Source organism: Roseibium sediminis (assembly GCF_008711325.1).
In the GTDB taxonomy this organism is placed as follows: domain Bacteria; phylum Pseudomonadota; class Alphaproteobacteria; order Rhizobiales; family Stappiaceae; genus Roseibium; species Roseibium sediminis.
Window position 1 is genome coordinate 1 of record NZ_VXDB01000050.1, and the last position, 14150, is coordinate 14150.

16 protein-coding genes are annotated in these 14150 nt (G+C 55.6%); 14 read left to right on the forward strand and 2 right to left on the reverse strand.

The features are described from left to right. From F0155_RS22430 to F0155_RS22480, 11 genes are all read left to right on the forward strand, one after another. Positions 1 to 315 (forward strand): head-tail joining protein (locus tag F0155_RS22430; RefSeq protein WP_204934591.1); only part of this gene is annotated, 315 nt, incomplete at its 5' end. Further along, positions 312 to 749, forward strand: a complete 438-nt coding sequence (locus tag F0155_RS22435; protein ID WP_150526806.1) for a hypothetical protein — start codon at positions 312 to 314, stop codon at positions 747 to 749. The genes F0155_RS22430 and F0155_RS22435, both read left to right, overlap by 4 nt. Before the next feature lie 153 nt (positions 750 to 902). Next, positions 903 to 1295, forward strand: a complete 393-nt coding sequence (locus F0155_RS22440) for a phage tail tube protein (protein WP_150526807.1) — start codon at positions 903 to 905, stop codon at positions 1293 to 1295. 88 nt (positions 1296 to 1383) lie between these two features. Next, on the forward strand, positions 1384 to 1722 hold the full coding sequence (locus F0155_RS22445; RefSeq protein ID WP_150526808.1) for a hypothetical protein: 339 nt from the start codon (positions 1384 to 1386) through the stop codon (positions 1720 to 1722). A 136-nt stretch (positions 1723 to 1858) separates the two neighbouring features. Beyond that, positions 1859 to 3598 (forward strand): hypothetical protein, encoded by a 1740-nt coding sequence (locus tag F0155_RS22450; RefSeq protein WP_150526809.1) that lies wholly within the window; start codon positions 1859 to 1861, stop codon positions 3596 to 3598. Further along, positions 3598 to 4230 (forward strand): DUF2460 domain-containing protein, encoded by a 633-nt coding sequence (locus F0155_RS22455; RefSeq protein ID WP_150526810.1) that lies wholly within the window; start codon positions 3598 to 3600, stop codon positions 4228 to 4230. Before F0155_RS22450 ends, F0155_RS22455 begins: the two co-directional genes overlap by 1 nt. Then, positions 4227 to 5153, forward strand: a complete 927-nt coding sequence (locus F0155_RS22460) for a DUF2163 domain-containing protein (protein ID WP_150526811.1) — start codon at positions 4227 to 4229, stop codon at positions 5151 to 5153. The genes F0155_RS22455 and F0155_RS22460 overlap by 4 nt, the downstream gene beginning before the upstream one ends. Beyond that, entirely contained in the window at positions 5131 to 5595 is a 465-nt protein-coding gene (locus F0155_RS22465) for an NlpC/P60 family protein (protein ID WP_150526812.1), read from the forward strand. The genes F0155_RS22460 and F0155_RS22465 overlap by 23 nt, the downstream gene beginning before the upstream one ends. Before the next feature lie 106 nt (positions 5596 to 5701). Then, positions 5702 to 6238: a hypothetical protein gene (locus F0155_RS22470; RefSeq protein WP_150526813.1), complete on the forward strand. Its 537-nt coding sequence runs from the start codon at positions 5702 to 5704 to the stop codon at positions 6236 to 6238. 187 nt (positions 6239 to 6425) lie between these two features. Beyond that, the gene (locus F0155_RS22475; RefSeq protein WP_150526814.1) at positions 6426 to 10355 is read left to right on the forward strand and encodes a baseplate multidomain protein megatron; all 3930 of its coding nucleotides are present in this window, start codon (positions 6426 to 6428) and stop codon (positions 10353 to 10355) included. Continuing rightward, positions 10352 to 11065, forward strand: a complete 714-nt coding sequence (locus F0155_RS22480) for a DUF2793 domain-containing protein (RefSeq protein WP_150526815.1) — start codon at positions 10352 to 10354, stop codon at positions 11063 to 11065. The genes F0155_RS22475 and F0155_RS22480 overlap by 4 nt, the downstream gene beginning before the upstream one ends. A 152-nt stretch (positions 11066 to 11217) precedes the next feature. On the opposite strand, the gene F0155_RS22485 is transcribed toward F0155_RS22480, so the two are convergent. Continuing rightward, complete coding sequence (locus F0155_RS22485; RefSeq protein ID WP_150526816.1) at positions 11218 to 11745, reverse strand: CbrC family protein; 528 nt, start codon at positions 11743 to 11745, stop codon at positions 11218 to 11220. Between the two features lie 177 nt (positions 11746 to 11922). On the opposite strand from F0155_RS22485, the gene F0155_RS22490 reads away from it, so the two are divergent. From F0155_RS22490 to F0155_RS22500, 3 genes are all read left to right on the forward strand, one after another. Next, positions 11923 to 12705 carry a glycoside hydrolase family 108 protein gene (locus F0155_RS22490; RefSeq protein ID WP_150526817.1) on the forward strand — a complete coding sequence of 261 codons (783 nt, stop codon included), beginning with the start codon at positions 11923 to 11925 and terminating at the stop codon, positions 12703 to 12705. After that, the gene (locus F0155_RS22495; protein WP_150526818.1) at positions 12702 to 13004 is read left to right on the forward strand and encodes a hypothetical protein; all 303 of its coding nucleotides are present in this window, start codon (positions 12702 to 12704) and stop codon (positions 13002 to 13004) included. The genes F0155_RS22490 and F0155_RS22495 overlap by 4 nt, the downstream gene beginning before the upstream one ends. A 96-nt stretch (positions 13005 to 13100) precedes the next feature. Then, complete coding sequence (locus F0155_RS22500; RefSeq protein ID WP_150526819.1) at positions 13101 to 13376, forward strand: hypothetical protein; 276 nt, start codon at positions 13101 to 13103, stop codon at positions 13374 to 13376. A gap of 475 nt (positions 13377 to 13851) precedes the next feature. Here the strand turns inward: F0155_RS22500 and F0155_RS23715 are convergent. Then, the coding region (locus F0155_RS23715; protein ID WP_204934593.1) for a hypothetical protein at positions 13852 to 14150 on the reverse strand (299 nt) is incomplete at its 5' end.

Consider the following 14150-nt stretch of genomic DNA (forward strand, 5'->3'; position numbering starts at 1 on the left):
TCTGATCCTCCGTTTCCTAACTATAGGGGCGGACCAATTCAAAGGGGGAGGATCAGGAATACCGGCCAGTTGCCGACCGGCGAAACGGGGGATCTGGTCGCAATCTTCGACAATCCAACCAGCACAAGCGAACTAGGCGCAGCCGGGTTTCTGGCAAGTGCGCCAAGCGTGACCGTTCCAACGTCCGCGCTTCCCGTTGGATTTGGGGAAGGTGCAATTCTCACAATCAAGGGCGCTGAATATCTGGTTGCCCATGAACCAGAACCGGACGGCGAAGGCGTTTCGGTCGTCACATTGGAGCGGGCGGAACCATGACACATATACGCCAACGGATACGGGACAAGGCGGTCAATCTGCTTTCGAACCTGCCGACAACCGGCAACCGTTGTTATTCAATGCGGACCTATCCGACTGACCGGGACAAGCCGCCGTGCCTTTTGGTCTACACGCTTCGCGAAGCTTCAGACACGGATTCCCTTGGCGATGATGACAGGGATTTGCAGCGCCGCATTGAACTCACTGTAGAAGCGCAAGCGCGGGGCCGCGATTTTGACGACACGTTGGACGCAATCGCGGCGGAAGTTGAAACAGTCCTGTTCCAGAACCGGACCTTTGACGGGCTCGCGATAGATAGCACGTTGACACAAACGGCGCTTGAACTTGGCGACGGTGAAAACAACCGGCGTTCGGGCGTCCTTACCCTGACCTATTCCGTCCTAGTGATCGGGCCGGAAGGTAACCCGCACTAGATCACGATGACTGTTGGCCGAACCGGCCCGCAGTCATGAAACGTGATCGATCTTTATAGGTTGGAGCATGATGTTATCCGAAAACCGCCAGGCACTTTTCGGCATCATGCTCCGGGCGGGGGTGATTATCTAACAATTGAAAGGAAACAGCTAATGACAGCGGTACACGGTAGCGCGGGATCAATCGCCGTTGGTGCGGTGAAGATTGCCAAGGTGCAGGACTTCAGCTTGCAAATCGAAGTTCCGACTTCGGACGCAACCGGCATGGGGGATGCGTGGGAAGATCATTCAACCGGCGCGGCGAAGAAGTGGAGCGGGTCAATCAATGCCTACCGGGTGCCCGGTGATCCGGGGCAAGCGGCCTTGGCGGTCGGGGATCTGGTCAACCTTCACCTTTACGGCGACGGCGACGCCACGGGTAAGGAATACTATTCGGGGCAGGCGACGATTACCAATATAGGCCGAAGTCAGAACAAGAATGACACGGTGGCAATGTCCTTTGATTTTCTCGGCAAAGGCGAACTGACAACACCGATCAAGGCATAACGCCGAACCTCACCAAATCTGAAGATACGCAAAGGGGCCGCTAGTGAGTGGCCCTTTTGCGTTCTGGTGGCAAGAAAAAGGAACCACGATGAAAGCGATTGACCGGGTAAAGGCGCATTACGAGCGCAACAAAATGGCGGTTATTGACGTTCCCGAATGGGGCGCTGAAGGCGCACCGTTCAAGATCTTTTACAACCCAATGACGCCGTTTGAGCGTAAGGCGGTCTACGGCGAAAACGGCGGCTTTTTTGATGCCGAATGCGCCGTTGACGTGGTGATCCTGAAGGCGCTGGACGAACACGGCAACCGCCTGTTTGCCGAAGGTGACCGGCACGAATTGTTGACGGCGTGTGATGGCGCAATCACGGGCCGGATTGCCATGGCGATTGCGCTTCCTGCCGACAAGAAGGCGATTGAAAAAAACTAAGGTCCGATCCGGGGCGGTTGTTCCTGTTTGCGCTTGCGGATCGGCTGAAAATGCGGGTTTCCGACCTGGAACACTGGCCGGAAGCCGAACTTCTTGAATGGTACGTCTTTTATCAAATCCGGGCGGAGGCAAGCGAATGAATGCGCGGGCAATGGAATTCACCATTAAGGGAAACAACCAGTCACGGGCGGCATTCCAGCAAGTGCGGAATGACGTTAACAGCCTTCGCAAGAGCTTTGCGGCGGGGCTTGGGGTTGGCATTCTTTCGGCTGAACTGATCCAGCTTCCTACCCTGATCCGGGGCGTGATTGCTGAAGCGTCCACTTTCGCCAAAACGGCGGATTTGATCGGGCTCACAACCAACGAATTGCAGGAACTTTCTTTCGGCTTCAGCCTTGCCGGTGTCGAGGTTGGCAAAACGGAAGCTTCATTGTTGCAGTTTTCCAAGCGCCTGGCAGAAGCGGAAAGCAAGGGCGGGCAATTGGCGGACATTCTGGAAGCCAATGGCGTTGCCCTTCGCGGCGCTGATGGCCAGATGCGGCCTATCATGGCGCTTTTGCGTGACTATGCGGACTTGATCAAGCGGGCGGGAAGCGAACAGGAAAAACTATCGCTTGCAAATGAAGCCTTCGGACGGTCGGGCGCTGAATTCGTCCTTGCCCTTCGCAACGGCTCGCTTGGTCTTAACCGGATGCAAGGCGAAATCGTCAAAACGGGCGGTTACCTTGAAGAAGAACTTCAACGGCGGGCTGAAGAAATTGACGACAAGTTCGCCCGGCTTTGGCGGACCTTTGAGCTTTCCGGCAAACGGGCGGTGTTGTCCGTTGCGGCCTTGATGGACGACGTTTTTCTGAAAACGCCGGTCGATGCCAGCTTGAAGGATCTGCAAAAGGGTCTGACCAGTGAGCGGCAATCCCTTTCCCGGCAATTGTCCTTTCTTGAGCGGTCCGGCTCACAAGCTGAAATCGACGCCATGCGCAACCGGCTGGAAGCCGTAGACGCAAGGCTTGCCGGGATCATGCGCGAACGGGCGGCGGATGCCTTTGGCACGTCCGGGCCGTTAGGGCGCGGGGGCAAGCGCGGCAAGATCGCTGAAACCATCATTCCAACCAAGGGCGGCGAAGACGGCGGGAAGGGCGGAGGCGCAAGCCGGGCGGCGTCAAACCGTGCGCGGCTGGACCAGATTTCGCAAACCGACCGGATACTAAACCAGCTTCGCGAAGAAGCTTCGATTTTGGGTTTGTCCGCTCTGGAACAACGCAAGGTCAATGCGCTCAAGATGGCGGGCGTTGATGCGACCAGCGAACAGGGGCGGGCAATCGCCGCGCTCATTGATCAAATCCAGAACCAGAACGAAGCCCAAAGCCGCCTGAATGAGGTCACGGGGTATTTCGGCGGCATTGCTTCAAGTCAGATCGGAAGCTTTGTGCAGCAGCTCGGATTTGCCGACAACGCGGCCGGACGCCTTGCCGCAACGCTGGCAGAAGCCGCGCTTCAGGCGGCGCTATTGGGTCAGGGGCCGCTTGCCGGGATCATGGGGGGCGGCGGGTTGTTGCCCAAACTGTTCAAGGGCTTTGGGGGCGGATTTGGCGGCGGTGTCGGGTCAACCTTGGCGGATGCCTTTGCGGGCATGTATGCGGACGGGGGAACGCTTGGCGCGGGGCAATGGGGCATTGCCGGGGAAGCGGGGCCGGAAATAGTCACCGGGCCTGCAAAGGTGGTGTCTAACCGCGATTCCTTCGGCGGCAAGGGTGGCGAGCGACCAATCGTCTACATGACGGTTTACACGCAAGACGCGGAAAGCTTTCGCCGGTCGGAAACCCAGATAACCGGGCAATTGGTTGACGCGCTAGGACGCGGACAAAGGGGGCGTTGATGCCTGACAACTTCCATGACGTGCAGTTTCCGGCGCGGATCTCGCTCGGATGCAAGGGCGGGCCGGAACGCAAGACAACTGTTGTTGCCCTTGCGTCCGGCAAGGAACAAAGGAACAGCCAATGGGCAGGCTCGCGGCGGCGCTACAATGCCGGGTACGGGGTGCGGACGCTTGATGAACTGAATCAGGTGATCTCGTTTTTCGAAGAACGGCGCGGACGCCTGACCGCCTTTCGCTGGAAGGATTGGAGCGACTACAAGTCCTGTTTGCCGTCTGAAGACCCAAGCGCAACCGACCAGCCTTTAGGCGTTGGTGACGGGGCAAAAACCGCCTTCCAGCTTGTCAAAACCTATGGCGGCGCGTTCAACCCGTATTCGCGGGACATCACAAAGCCGGTGCCCGGCACCGTGCGCGTTGCCCTTGGCGGCACCGAACAGGGCGGCGGGTTCACTGTCGATCATGCAAGCGGGCTGGTGATCTTCGCGCAAGCGCCGGGCTTTGGCCTGAACGTGTCGGCAGGCTTTGAATTCGACGTTCCCGCTCGCTTCGATACGGATCAAATCGACGTAACGATGATTGATCACAAGATAGGCGAAATCCCGAACATTCCGATACTTGAGGTTCTCTTATGAGGCAGTTTGAAACCGGCTTTGCCGGGCACATTGCCGGGCCTGCAACGTCGCTTTGCTGGTGTTGGCAGGTTACCCGGCAAGACGGGCTCATTTTCGGTTTTACCGATCATGACCGGGCCTTGATCTTTGACGGCGTGACCTTTGAGGCGGCAAGCGGATTTTCGGGAACGGAAATTGAAAGTTCGCTTGGTCTTTCCGTTGACAATATGGACGTTGAAGGCGCGCTTTCCTCGGACGCGATCACCGAATCCGATATTGCGTCCGGGCTTTATGATGATGCGGCCATTACCCTTTATCGGGTGAACTGGCAGAACGTACACGAGCGGGCCGTTATCAAGCGCGGCAATATTGGCGAAGTGACACGCGGGGCGATTGCCTTTCAGGCGGAATTTCGCGGCCTTGCGCACAAGCTTCAACAAACCATCGGGCGAACCTTTCAATATGGCTGTGACGCCGCGCTTGGTGATGCCCGGTGCGGGGTGAACCTCAACGCGCCGGACAACAAAGGCACGGGCACCGTTGCCACTGCCAGCGGGCGGACGTTTCAGGCGGACGGTTTGAGCGCCTTTCCGCATGATCGGTTTTCGCGGGGCGTCCTGACCTGGGAGACGGGCGGCAACGCGGGGCAGAAAATCAAGGTCAAGGTGCATAAAAGCCAAGGCGGGACGGTTGAGCTCACGCTTTGGCGCGAACCTGTCAATCCGATCACGCCGGGCGATGCCTTCACCGTTCGCGCCGGGTGCCCGCATACGTTCGGGGCCTGCAAGGTCAAGTTCAACAATGGCGCGAACTTTCGCGGATTTCCGCACATGCCCGGCAATGATTTTGTCATGGGCTATGCACGGCAGGGGGAACAGGAAAATGACGGCTCACCAACCGCGAAACTCTCAATCTTCGACAATGACATTTGGTCAAAGCAATGAAGGTGCCCGCGTTGTCGAACTGGCGCGGGGCTGGATCGGGACGCCGTATCACCATCAAGCGGCTTTAAAGGGTGTCGGGTGTGATTGTCTTGGGCTGGTGCGCGGGGTCTGGAAGGAATTCCACGGCAGGGACGCGGAAACGCCGCCGCCCTATTCGCCCGATTGGGGGCAGGTGGGAACACGGGAAACCCTGATAGAAGCAGCGGAACGGCACTTGCAGCGGCGCGACCTGAAAGACCTTCAGCCGGGAAGCGTGATCGTGTTCCGCATGTTCCCGCACGCTATCGCCAAACATTGCGGCATTGTGTCGGATGCCGGGCACATGATCCATGCGCAAGAGGGTGTCGGTGTCTGCGAAGTGGCGCTCAACGACAATTGGTTGCGCCGGGCAGTGGCTGGGTTCGGGTTTGTGGGCGAATCTGGTGCAGAGAAATTCATATGACGTAAAGACAATTTGGCGAAAAGTGTCGTGCCGATATGCACATACGATTCAATCGCTATTACCACTTGTGAGATTATGTATTCGATGTTTTGGGAGGGTTTTTTCCATGCAGCATGCCTTGAGCAAAGAGAAAGATAGATTAATATTTGAAATTGGTAAGATATCTTTATGCTATCTGATTGTTTCAGTCATTTCCGCTCTGTTTATATTTATATACTTTAATTATTTTTTTAGTTCAGGAGAAGTTCTGAATTGGAAATTTGTTCCAATAGTATATCATGCGCAAGATGTAATTATAAAAAATGGAGGTACTGAATACTACAATACTGTTGGAGTTAGCTACTATAAAGATTTGATAATTATTTCAATTTGCATGATATTTTCTATGTGTAAGTTAATGGCTTATAGGATTATTGTAATTAATAGAAAGAAAGTATTAATATTTGTGTTTCTTTTTATTTTATACATAATTCTTCATTTCTTTTATGCTCCTAATAATATAAGTCTGTCTGGTATTAGTGGCGGGTTGTTTCGAGGAAGTTATTATCATAGCGTGATTATGCCATCTATCGCATTTCCATTTCTAAATATTTTTTTATTCTTTGCGATTCTTCATAGTAATTGCGAAGTTTACAAGAGGTAATTGTGGAAAGCTTTTGACTAAGGCTTAGGTCAATCAGGCTTTTGTAGGCAGCCTTAGTTTGTAGATGTTGTCTGATACGTGAAATTACCGGATCGCAGTAACCTTTTCAAAATTGGATGTGTCGCCGGAATGCGGCGTAGTCCTTTGCGTTCACGTTAAACCACTCTCAAAACCAAAGAAAACCACCATGGCAACTCTTATCTTGGGTGCTGCGGCGTCCGCGCTTATTGGCGCGACCGGCGCGGCGGGACTAATTGCGACTGCAATTACAACGGCGGCAACAATTGGCGGTTCCATCCTGGACAGCTATTTGTTTGGCGCGCGCGGGGTGAAGGGGCAACACTCGGAAGGGCAGCGCCTGCAAAGCCTTCAGGTGCTATCGAGCGCGGAAGGCGCGGCCATTCCGATCATTGCCGGTCATGCGCGGGTGTCGGGTCAAGTGATCTGGGCAACCAACCTGATAGAGCGCGTGACGACGACGACGCAAAAGCACGGCGGCAAGGGCGGGCGGAAAAGCGCCACCAGTACCGCGACCGAATACACCTATTTTGCCAACTTTGCCGTTGGGATCTGTGAAGGTCCGATTTCCGGCGTGTTGCGCGTTTGGGCAGATGGCAAGGAACTGGACCTGACAACGATCAATCACCGGATTTACAAGGGCTCGGAAACCCAACAACCCGACGAATTGATTGAAGCCAAACAAGGCACCGGCAATGCGCCTGCTTATCGCGGCACGGCATATATCGTCTTTGAAGAATTGCCTTTGGCGAAATACGGCAACCGGATTCCGCAACTCACATTCGAGATTGTGCGGGCCGTTGGATACGAAGAAGAAATCTTGACCGGGCTTTGTCTCATTCCCGGCGCAACGGAATTTGGCTATTCGCCGGACCTTGTGCAAGATCACACGGGCGGCGTTTCCAAGGCGGACAATAACCGACATACAAAGGTCAAGGGCTCGGATTGGCGGCATTCGCTGGACCTGATGCAGGCCGTTTGCCCGAATGTGAAAACGGTCATGCTGGTTGTTGCGTGGTTCGGCAATGATCTTCGCTGCGGGTCTTGCCAAATCAAGCCGTGCGTTGAGTTTCGGAATAAGGAAACCTCTCCAATAAGCTGGCAGGTTGCCGGGGTCACACGCGACGTTGCAACGGTGGTAAGCACGGTAAACGGCAAACCGGCTTTCGGCGGGTCTCCGAATGATGCCAGCGTTATTGCCGCAATTCGTGACCTGAAGGCGCGGGGCCTTCGCGTGTTCCTCTATCCGTTCATCATGATGGACGTTCCGAAGGATAACGGCTTGCCCGATCCATACGGGCGGGGCGAACAGCCGGTTTACCCTTGGCGGGGGCGCATAACCTGCCATCCGGCACCGGGGGAACCGGGAACAGTTGACAAGACGGCGGCAGCGGCAACGCAAGCCGCCTTTTTCTTAGGGACCGCAAGCGCCGCGCATTTTGGCGGATCGGGAACAACCGTGACCTATTCGGGGCCGTCCGAATGGTCTTACCGCCGTTTCATTCTCCACCTTGCCAAGGTGGCGCACCTGGCGGGGGGCGTTGATGCCTTTGCAATTGGCACGGAAATGCCCGGCATGACCAGCATACGAAGCAGCGCGAACCAGTTTCCCTTTGTTGACGGGCTGGTTGCCTTGTTAGGCGAAGTGCGGGCAATCGTCGGCAGTGGAACCAAGCTCACCTATGCGGCGGACTGGTCGGAATATCATTCCTATCGTCCGGCTGATGGATCGGGCGACGTGCTGTTCAACCTTGATCCGCTTTGGTCACATGCGCAGTTGGATTTCATCGGCATTGATAATTATTTGCCGTTGTCCGATTGGCGGGACGAAGCCGGGCACCTTGACCATTCGCCGCGCTTCCAGTCGATCCATGATCTTGACTATCTTCAAAGCAACATCGAGGGCGGCGAATATTACCACTGGTACTATGCCAGCGATGCCGACCGGGCAAACCAGAACCGGACGCCGATCTATGACGGCGCGCACGGCGAAGATTGGGTTTACCGGCAAAAGGACATTCGCGGGTGGTGGCAATCGCCGCACCACAACAGGCCGGGCGGGGTGCGCCAAAGCGGGGCAACCAGCTGGACGCCTGAAGGAAAGCCGATCTGGTTCACCGAATTCGGGTGCCCGGCCATCGACAAGGGCACCAATCAACCGAACGTGTTTCATGATCCGAAATCCTCGGAAAGCTTCGTTCCGCATTTTTCCAGCGGGGCGCGGGACGATCTTATTCAGCGCCGCTATTTGCGGGCCTTGATTTCCTATTGGCAGGACGCAAACCAAAACCCGGTTTCCAGCGTCTACGGCGGGCGCATGATCGACACGGGCAATCTGTTTGCGTGGGCTTGGGACGTTCGCCCGTTCCCGTCCTTCCCGGTTCATGCGGATGCCTGGGCAGATCATGCCAATTTCTACACCGGGCATTGGTTGTCGGGCCGCCTTGGCGGTGCGCCTGCCGATGGAATAGCGCGGCTGATGATGGAACGAAGCGGCCTAGTTGAAGGCGTTGACTTTGAAACAGGCGGCTTTGACGGCGTGGCAGATGGTTTCATAATCGACAACGTGACCAGTGCGCGAAGCGTTGTGGAAACCCTCGGCGCGTCCTTCTTCTTTGATCCGATGGAATCGGGCGGAAGGATCGTTGGTCGTTCGCGCCGGTTCCGCTTCCCGGTTCTCAGCCTGAAAGCTGAAGGCTTGCTAGACCGGGGCAGGGGGAATGAACCGGTGACAATCCGCCGTGCGCAACAAACGGAATTGCCGCGTGTGGTGCGGCTGACCTGTTATGACGTGTCACGGGACTTTGAAAGCGTGACCGGTGAAGGCATTCTTGAAGAAGTCACCAATGACCGGGTGGTTGTCACTGATACGCCGATCATTGCCGATTATGACCGGGTTCAAGCGACGGCGGAAAGCCTGCTTCAGGAACAATGGGCAGGACGGGAAGCCTATACGCTCGGACTTCCTGAAAGTGCGCTTGCCCTTGAAAGCGGCGATGTTCTGTCGCTGGATTTCGGCGGGCGCTCGCACACCTTGCGCGTTGTGAAGGCTCAAGACGGCAACGGGCGGCACATTGAAGCGAAAAGCTATGACGGCCTGGTGTATGAACCGGCGCGAAGCTTGGGGCGTGTCTACGGGATCGGCGGACAGAAGGAACAGGCGGCGGCGCTTGGCGTCTTCATTGACGGGCCGTTGTTGCGCGATAGTGACAATGGGTTTCAGGGCTATGTGACCGGCTTCAAGCTTCCCTTTGCGCCGGGCCTTGTGTTCCTGTCGAGTGCATCTGAAAGCGGCTTTCAGGCACGGGCGGGCCTTGCGGCAAGCGGGGTGATCGGTGAAACCAAAACCGACCTTTTGCCGGGGCCGCTTTATCGATGGGACAACACCAATTCCGTTGACGTTGAACTTTACGGCGGCGAACTGGCAAGCCTCACCGATGAACAGGTTTTGGCGGGCGGAAATGCGGCACTCATTCAATCGGCTTCGGGCGATTGGGAATTGTTGCAATATGGCCGGGCGGACCTGATCGCAAAGCGCACTTACCGGCTTTCGCGGCTCTTGCGCGGACAGCGGGGCAGTGAGCAGGCAATGGGGGCCGCAAGCGGTGCCCGTGTGGTCATTCTTGACGGCTCAATTGAGCAATCGGGATTGGATCGGGCATTGATCGGCCTTCCGCTTCACTGGCAGGTTGGACCGGCTGACGGGGCCGTTGGGGATGATGATTTTGCAAGCTATGGCGAAATCACATTCTCAGGCCGGGGCGAACGTCCGCTTTCACCGGTACACCTGAAGGCTGAAGCATTGGCAGGCGGTGATGTTGCCTTGTCATGGATAAGGCGCACGCGGATCGGTGGCGACGGCTGGGAACAAGCCGAAGTGCCGCTTGGCGAAGACCTGGAAAGCTACGAAATCGAAATCTGGAAAGACGGGACGCTGAAGCGGGTTCTAACCAGCGCCGCGCAAACCGTGACCTATTCGGCAAGTGATCAAGTGGTTGACCTTGGCATTGCCGGGGAAACCTCTTTCACGTTCTTCGTGTTCCAGATCTCGGCAACCTATGGACGCGGGGCGTCCGCTCAAGAGGACTATCAACCATGACAACACCGAACCTGAACTTGCCGGAAATCGCCGCAAGCCAAAGCCAAAAGCATATTACCCATAACGAGGCTTTGGCCGTGCTGGACGCGGTGGTCAACCTGTCGGTTGTCTCACGGGGCAAGGCAAGTCCGCCGCAAGGGCCGGCAAATGGCGCACGCTATCTTGTGCCGGCACAATCAACCGGAGACTTTGCCGGGCACGAAGGCAAGCTTGCCAGCTTCCGCGATGGGGCTTGGGTGTTCTTTTCGCCCGGCACCGGTTGGCGGGCCTATATCGAAGACGAAGGCGCGTTTGCCGTCTTCAATGGCACCGACTGGACGCCGCCCGGCGTGTCGGTGGTTTCGGCAACGCCAAGCGGCGCACAAAGCCAAATCGTCACGGCTGAAGAATTGTTGACGTTGAACGGCGCAAGCGTTCAATCAACGATCCAGATTCCAAACCGGGCGATTGTCTTCGGCGTGTCAACGCGCACCGTCGAGGCCGTCACCGGCGTTTGGCAGTATCATTGCGGGATCAACGGCGAACCGGAAAAGTTCGGCGGATATCTTGGAACCGCGCCGGGTTCTTCAAATGCCGGGGTGATCGGGCCGCAAGCCTTTTACAACGATACGCCGCTTTTGATTTCGGCGCATGGCGACACGGGCGCATTCACGGGCGGCAAGGTGCGGATTGCCGCACATTATTTCTTGCCCGTGGTGCCGCAAGCCTGACCGGCAAACACAACTTGAAATTCGCCGCCGCCTTGAAGGGCGGTTTTTTTATGCCTGGAACCATGGAGCCGGGAAGCGAGGTCCGGATTTGATTAAAAATCGGGCGTCGAAGGAAGTGTTTGCGTTCGTTCTGTGCCTCGACGAAAGGACTATTACGTCATGTCCGCATAAGCATGATATTGCCCGGTGGCTCTATCTTGAAAAAGATAAATTGCAGGTTGCCCACCAAAGACCACGTTGGACAGATCGAAATCTTCGGGGAATTTAAACTCTGCCAAGGCCGCGCGGCATGCGGAAATCTTCGCTGTTTCGTTCCTCTTGATCAAATCCTTTCCGACGACATCTCCACGGAAAACAAGTGCGTCGTTGTGCGAAAACAACCACTTATTGTCCTGCCAAGAAACATAACCGGGTGTTCTGGAAGCTACGGTTACAAGTATATGCTCGGGCACTCCACTTGGAGCATGGATAATATCATTGAAGTTTGCCCCCCATTTGTCTGCGGCAGACCCATCGTGGATACACCACGGGCAAACTTCTTCTACTTCTTCAATGCAGTAGATTGGGCCGACATACATGAAGGTTCGTCTTTGCTGACAACAGGGGCATGTGGCCGACTTTTCAACAATGCTGCCATTGCCGACTGGATCTGGGTAATATTCAAAGTAAGGAAGTTCCATATGAAATGTTCCATTTTGTCATTGGCAATCTGACGAGTGCCGTTGCGTGCACTTTTTGACTTCTTACAAAGTTTCCCACGCTCCGGCGAGGGGCGAGAAAGCTGAAACATCCGAAAAATTACCACCGACCGCCGCAAGGCGGTTTTTTTATGCCTGCAACCAAGGGAAGGGGCAAACATGCAATCCACTTTTGAGGCAATCAAGCCGCATTTGATCGGACACGAAGGCGGGTTTTCAAACCGACCACGGCGCGAAGATCCGGGCGGCGCGACAAAGTACGGAATCACCATAGGCACCTTGCGCGATTGGCGGGGCGGTCCTGTCACGGTTGCCGATGTTCGCAACCTCACCAAAGACGAAGCGTTCCGCATATACAAGGCGCAGTATTGGGACGCGGTGCGCGGTGATCGGCTTCCAGCTGGTCTTGACTATGTGGTGTTTGACTTTGCGGTCAACAGCGGGCCGGGCCGGGCGGTGCAACACCTTCAGCGCCTTTTGCAAGTGACCGTTGACGGGATCGTTGGTGTTCAAACCCTTGGTGCCCTTCAGGGGCGGGCGCTTCCCGATCTGATCAAGCGCTATAGCGCCGCCCGGCTTGCATATCTGAAGGGCCTGAAAAACTGGCGTTACAACAAGAACGGTTGGCGGCGGCGTGTTGGTGAAGTGCAGGCGTTGGGGCTGGACCTTTACCGCGCCGGACGGACGCGAACCGATCCACTTGAAGCCGCTAAAGCGGTTCCCCTTCCAAAGCCTGCAGGGGGCAAGGCACCTGCCAGCGAAACAAGCGCCGTTGCCGCCTGGACAAGTCCGCAAGGCGTGGCGCAAGGCTTGGGGGCGCTGTCAGGGCTTGGCGCGGTGCTTTCCGGGGGCGGGCCGGTGCAATGGGCCTTTGCCCTGTCGCTGGTCATGGCGGTTGCCGTTGGCGGCTATCTTCTCTTGCAACGGGAACGGGCGGAATGAGCGCCCTTTTCAAAGTCTTGTTCTTCAGCAAAACGGGCCGCGCTTTAGCGGCCCTTTTGCTGGGGGCGGTGTTCATCGCGTCCGTTTATGCGCTTGGCGGATCTCGGGCGCGATTGCAGGACAAGGCCGAAGACCTGGAAGCGGCCTTGTCAATCGAACAGGAAAGGACGCGGGACGATGCGACTTTGCAAAGCCTGTCTGACGCTGATTTGTGCAATCGGTATTTTCGGGACGCTGGCAGGATGCCAAACCCGCCCGAATGCCGGGCCTTGCGCGGGCTTTACGGCGAACAGCCTTAACCCGAAAGCCTTCGCCGCCGTGGTGGTTGCCGATCGAAGCGGGGCGGAACGGATAGCGGCGAACGATCGGAACGGAAAGCGGCGGGGGTGCTGGTAATGAAAGGGGCTATCACTTGGGAACAGGTTTTGACCTTGTGCGCTATTCTGTCCGTTTTGGCGGGGGCTTGGTGGTTCCTGTTTGCCTATATTCTTTCAGTCAAACGGGAATTGAACGAACACAAGCTTGAAGTGGCGAAAGGCTACGCAAGCCAAGCTGTCCTAAAGGACTTGGAAAAGCGGCTTGTGACCGAATTGCGCGAGCTGAAGCAGGAATTCCACACCATGCCGGAACGCTTCGCGGCGGTCTTCTCGGCGGCAAAGAAAGACAAATGAGACAAGCGCGCCTTTGGCTTGATCGCCGGGGGCGCGTTTTTTTGCTTATTTTTATAACGAAATTTGGCTTCCATAGTTGTGGTTTTAGCGAGAGTTTCAGCATTGTATTTTTTAACTTCATGTAAGATCGTGAAATTTACAGAGGGTTGGCAAAGCCTGTTTCGCTGTGTTGAGAACTAATATTGGCAATCGAGATCTATCGGCGCTTTTAGTTGGCGTCCAAATTGTTATAAAATTAGTAACGGCCATTCTTTCTCAGCTTACGCTTCATTGCCTCCAAACGGATGAATTGGTCAGCCATGAACGAAATAGTAACCGCGAAGCTGAAGGCCGAATACGAATTCCTGCATTAAGACCAATGGAAAACAGATGAAACAATCAATATTTTTATTTAGCCCTCGACCTCGTGGGGACCTTGCAGTAATCAGAAGGCGTATCTGTCAGTGGGAACTCGATGGCAATAACGCTACCTTAGTTAGTAAGAATTCAACAACAATACAGGTAACAAATGTAGATAATGATCAATTACTTCTTCAACAACTGAAGGAGTGTCTAGAATCTCGAGGCAATAGCGGCGTACACTGGCGGCTCTATCGTGCTCCATTTGCTGCAAACCAGTATTACCCAAGAATTTTTCGGCCAGTTTATGGCGAAGCCAGCGGCGGTATGCGACAAAATACTGATTACTTTTCCCCGCCTGCCGATGGTAAAAAATCCGCTTGATCCTCCCCCTTTGAATTGGTCCGCCCCTATAGTTAGGAAACGGAGGATCAG

Excerpts from the sequence above, each read along its gene's own strand:
- F0155_RS22500 (WP_150526819.1), top strand. The coding sequence starts at position 13,101 with ATGAAAGGGGCTATCACTTGGGAACAGGTTTTGACCTTGTGCGCTATT.
- F0155_RS22435 (WP_150526806.1), top strand. The coding sequence starts at position 312 with ATGACACATATACGCCAACGGATACGGGACAAGGCGGTCAATCTGCTT.
- F0155_RS22450 (WP_150526809.1), top strand. The coding sequence starts at position 1,859 with ATGAATGCGCGGGCAATGGAATTCACCATTAAGGGAAACAACCAGTCA.
- F0155_RS22475 (WP_150526814.1), top strand. The coding sequence starts at position 6,426 with ATGGCAACTCTTATCTTGGGTGCTGCGGCGTCCGCGCTTATTGGCGCG.
- F0155_RS22480 (WP_150526815.1), top strand. The coding sequence starts at position 10,352 with ATGACAACACCGAACCTGAACTTGCCGGAAATCGCCGCAAGCCAAAGC.
- F0155_RS22470 (WP_150526813.1), top strand. The coding sequence starts at position 5,702 with ATGCAGCATGCCTTGAGCAAAGAGAAAGATAGATTAATATTTGAAATT.
- F0155_RS22460 (WP_150526811.1), top strand. The coding sequence starts at position 4,227 with ATGAGGCAGTTTGAAACCGGCTTTGCCGGGCACATTGCCGGGCCTGCA.
- F0155_RS22490 (WP_150526817.1), top strand. The coding sequence starts at position 11,923 with ATGCAATCCACTTTTGAGGCAATCAAGCCGCATTTGATCGGACACGAA.
- F0155_RS22495 (WP_150526818.1), top strand. The coding sequence starts at position 12,702 with ATGAGCGCCCTTTTCAAAGTCTTGTTCTTCAGCAAAACGGGCCGCGCT.
- F0155_RS22465 (WP_150526812.1), top strand. The coding sequence starts at position 5,131 with ATGACATTTGGTCAAAGCAATGAAGGTGCCCGCGTTGTCGAACTGGCG.
- F0155_RS22485 (WP_150526816.1), bottom strand. The coding sequence starts at position 11,745 with ATGGAACTTCCTTACTTTGAATATTACCCAGATCCAGTCGGCAATGGC.
- F0155_RS22455 (WP_150526810.1), top strand. The coding sequence starts at position 3,598 with ATGCCTGACAACTTCCATGACGTGCAGTTTCCGGCGCGGATCTCGCTC.
- F0155_RS22445 (WP_150526808.1), top strand. The coding sequence starts at position 1,384 with ATGAAAGCGATTGACCGGGTAAAGGCGCATTACGAGCGCAACAAAATG.
- F0155_RS22440 (WP_150526807.1), top strand. The coding sequence starts at position 903 with ATGACAGCGGTACACGGTAGCGCGGGATCAATCGCCGTTGGTGCGGTG.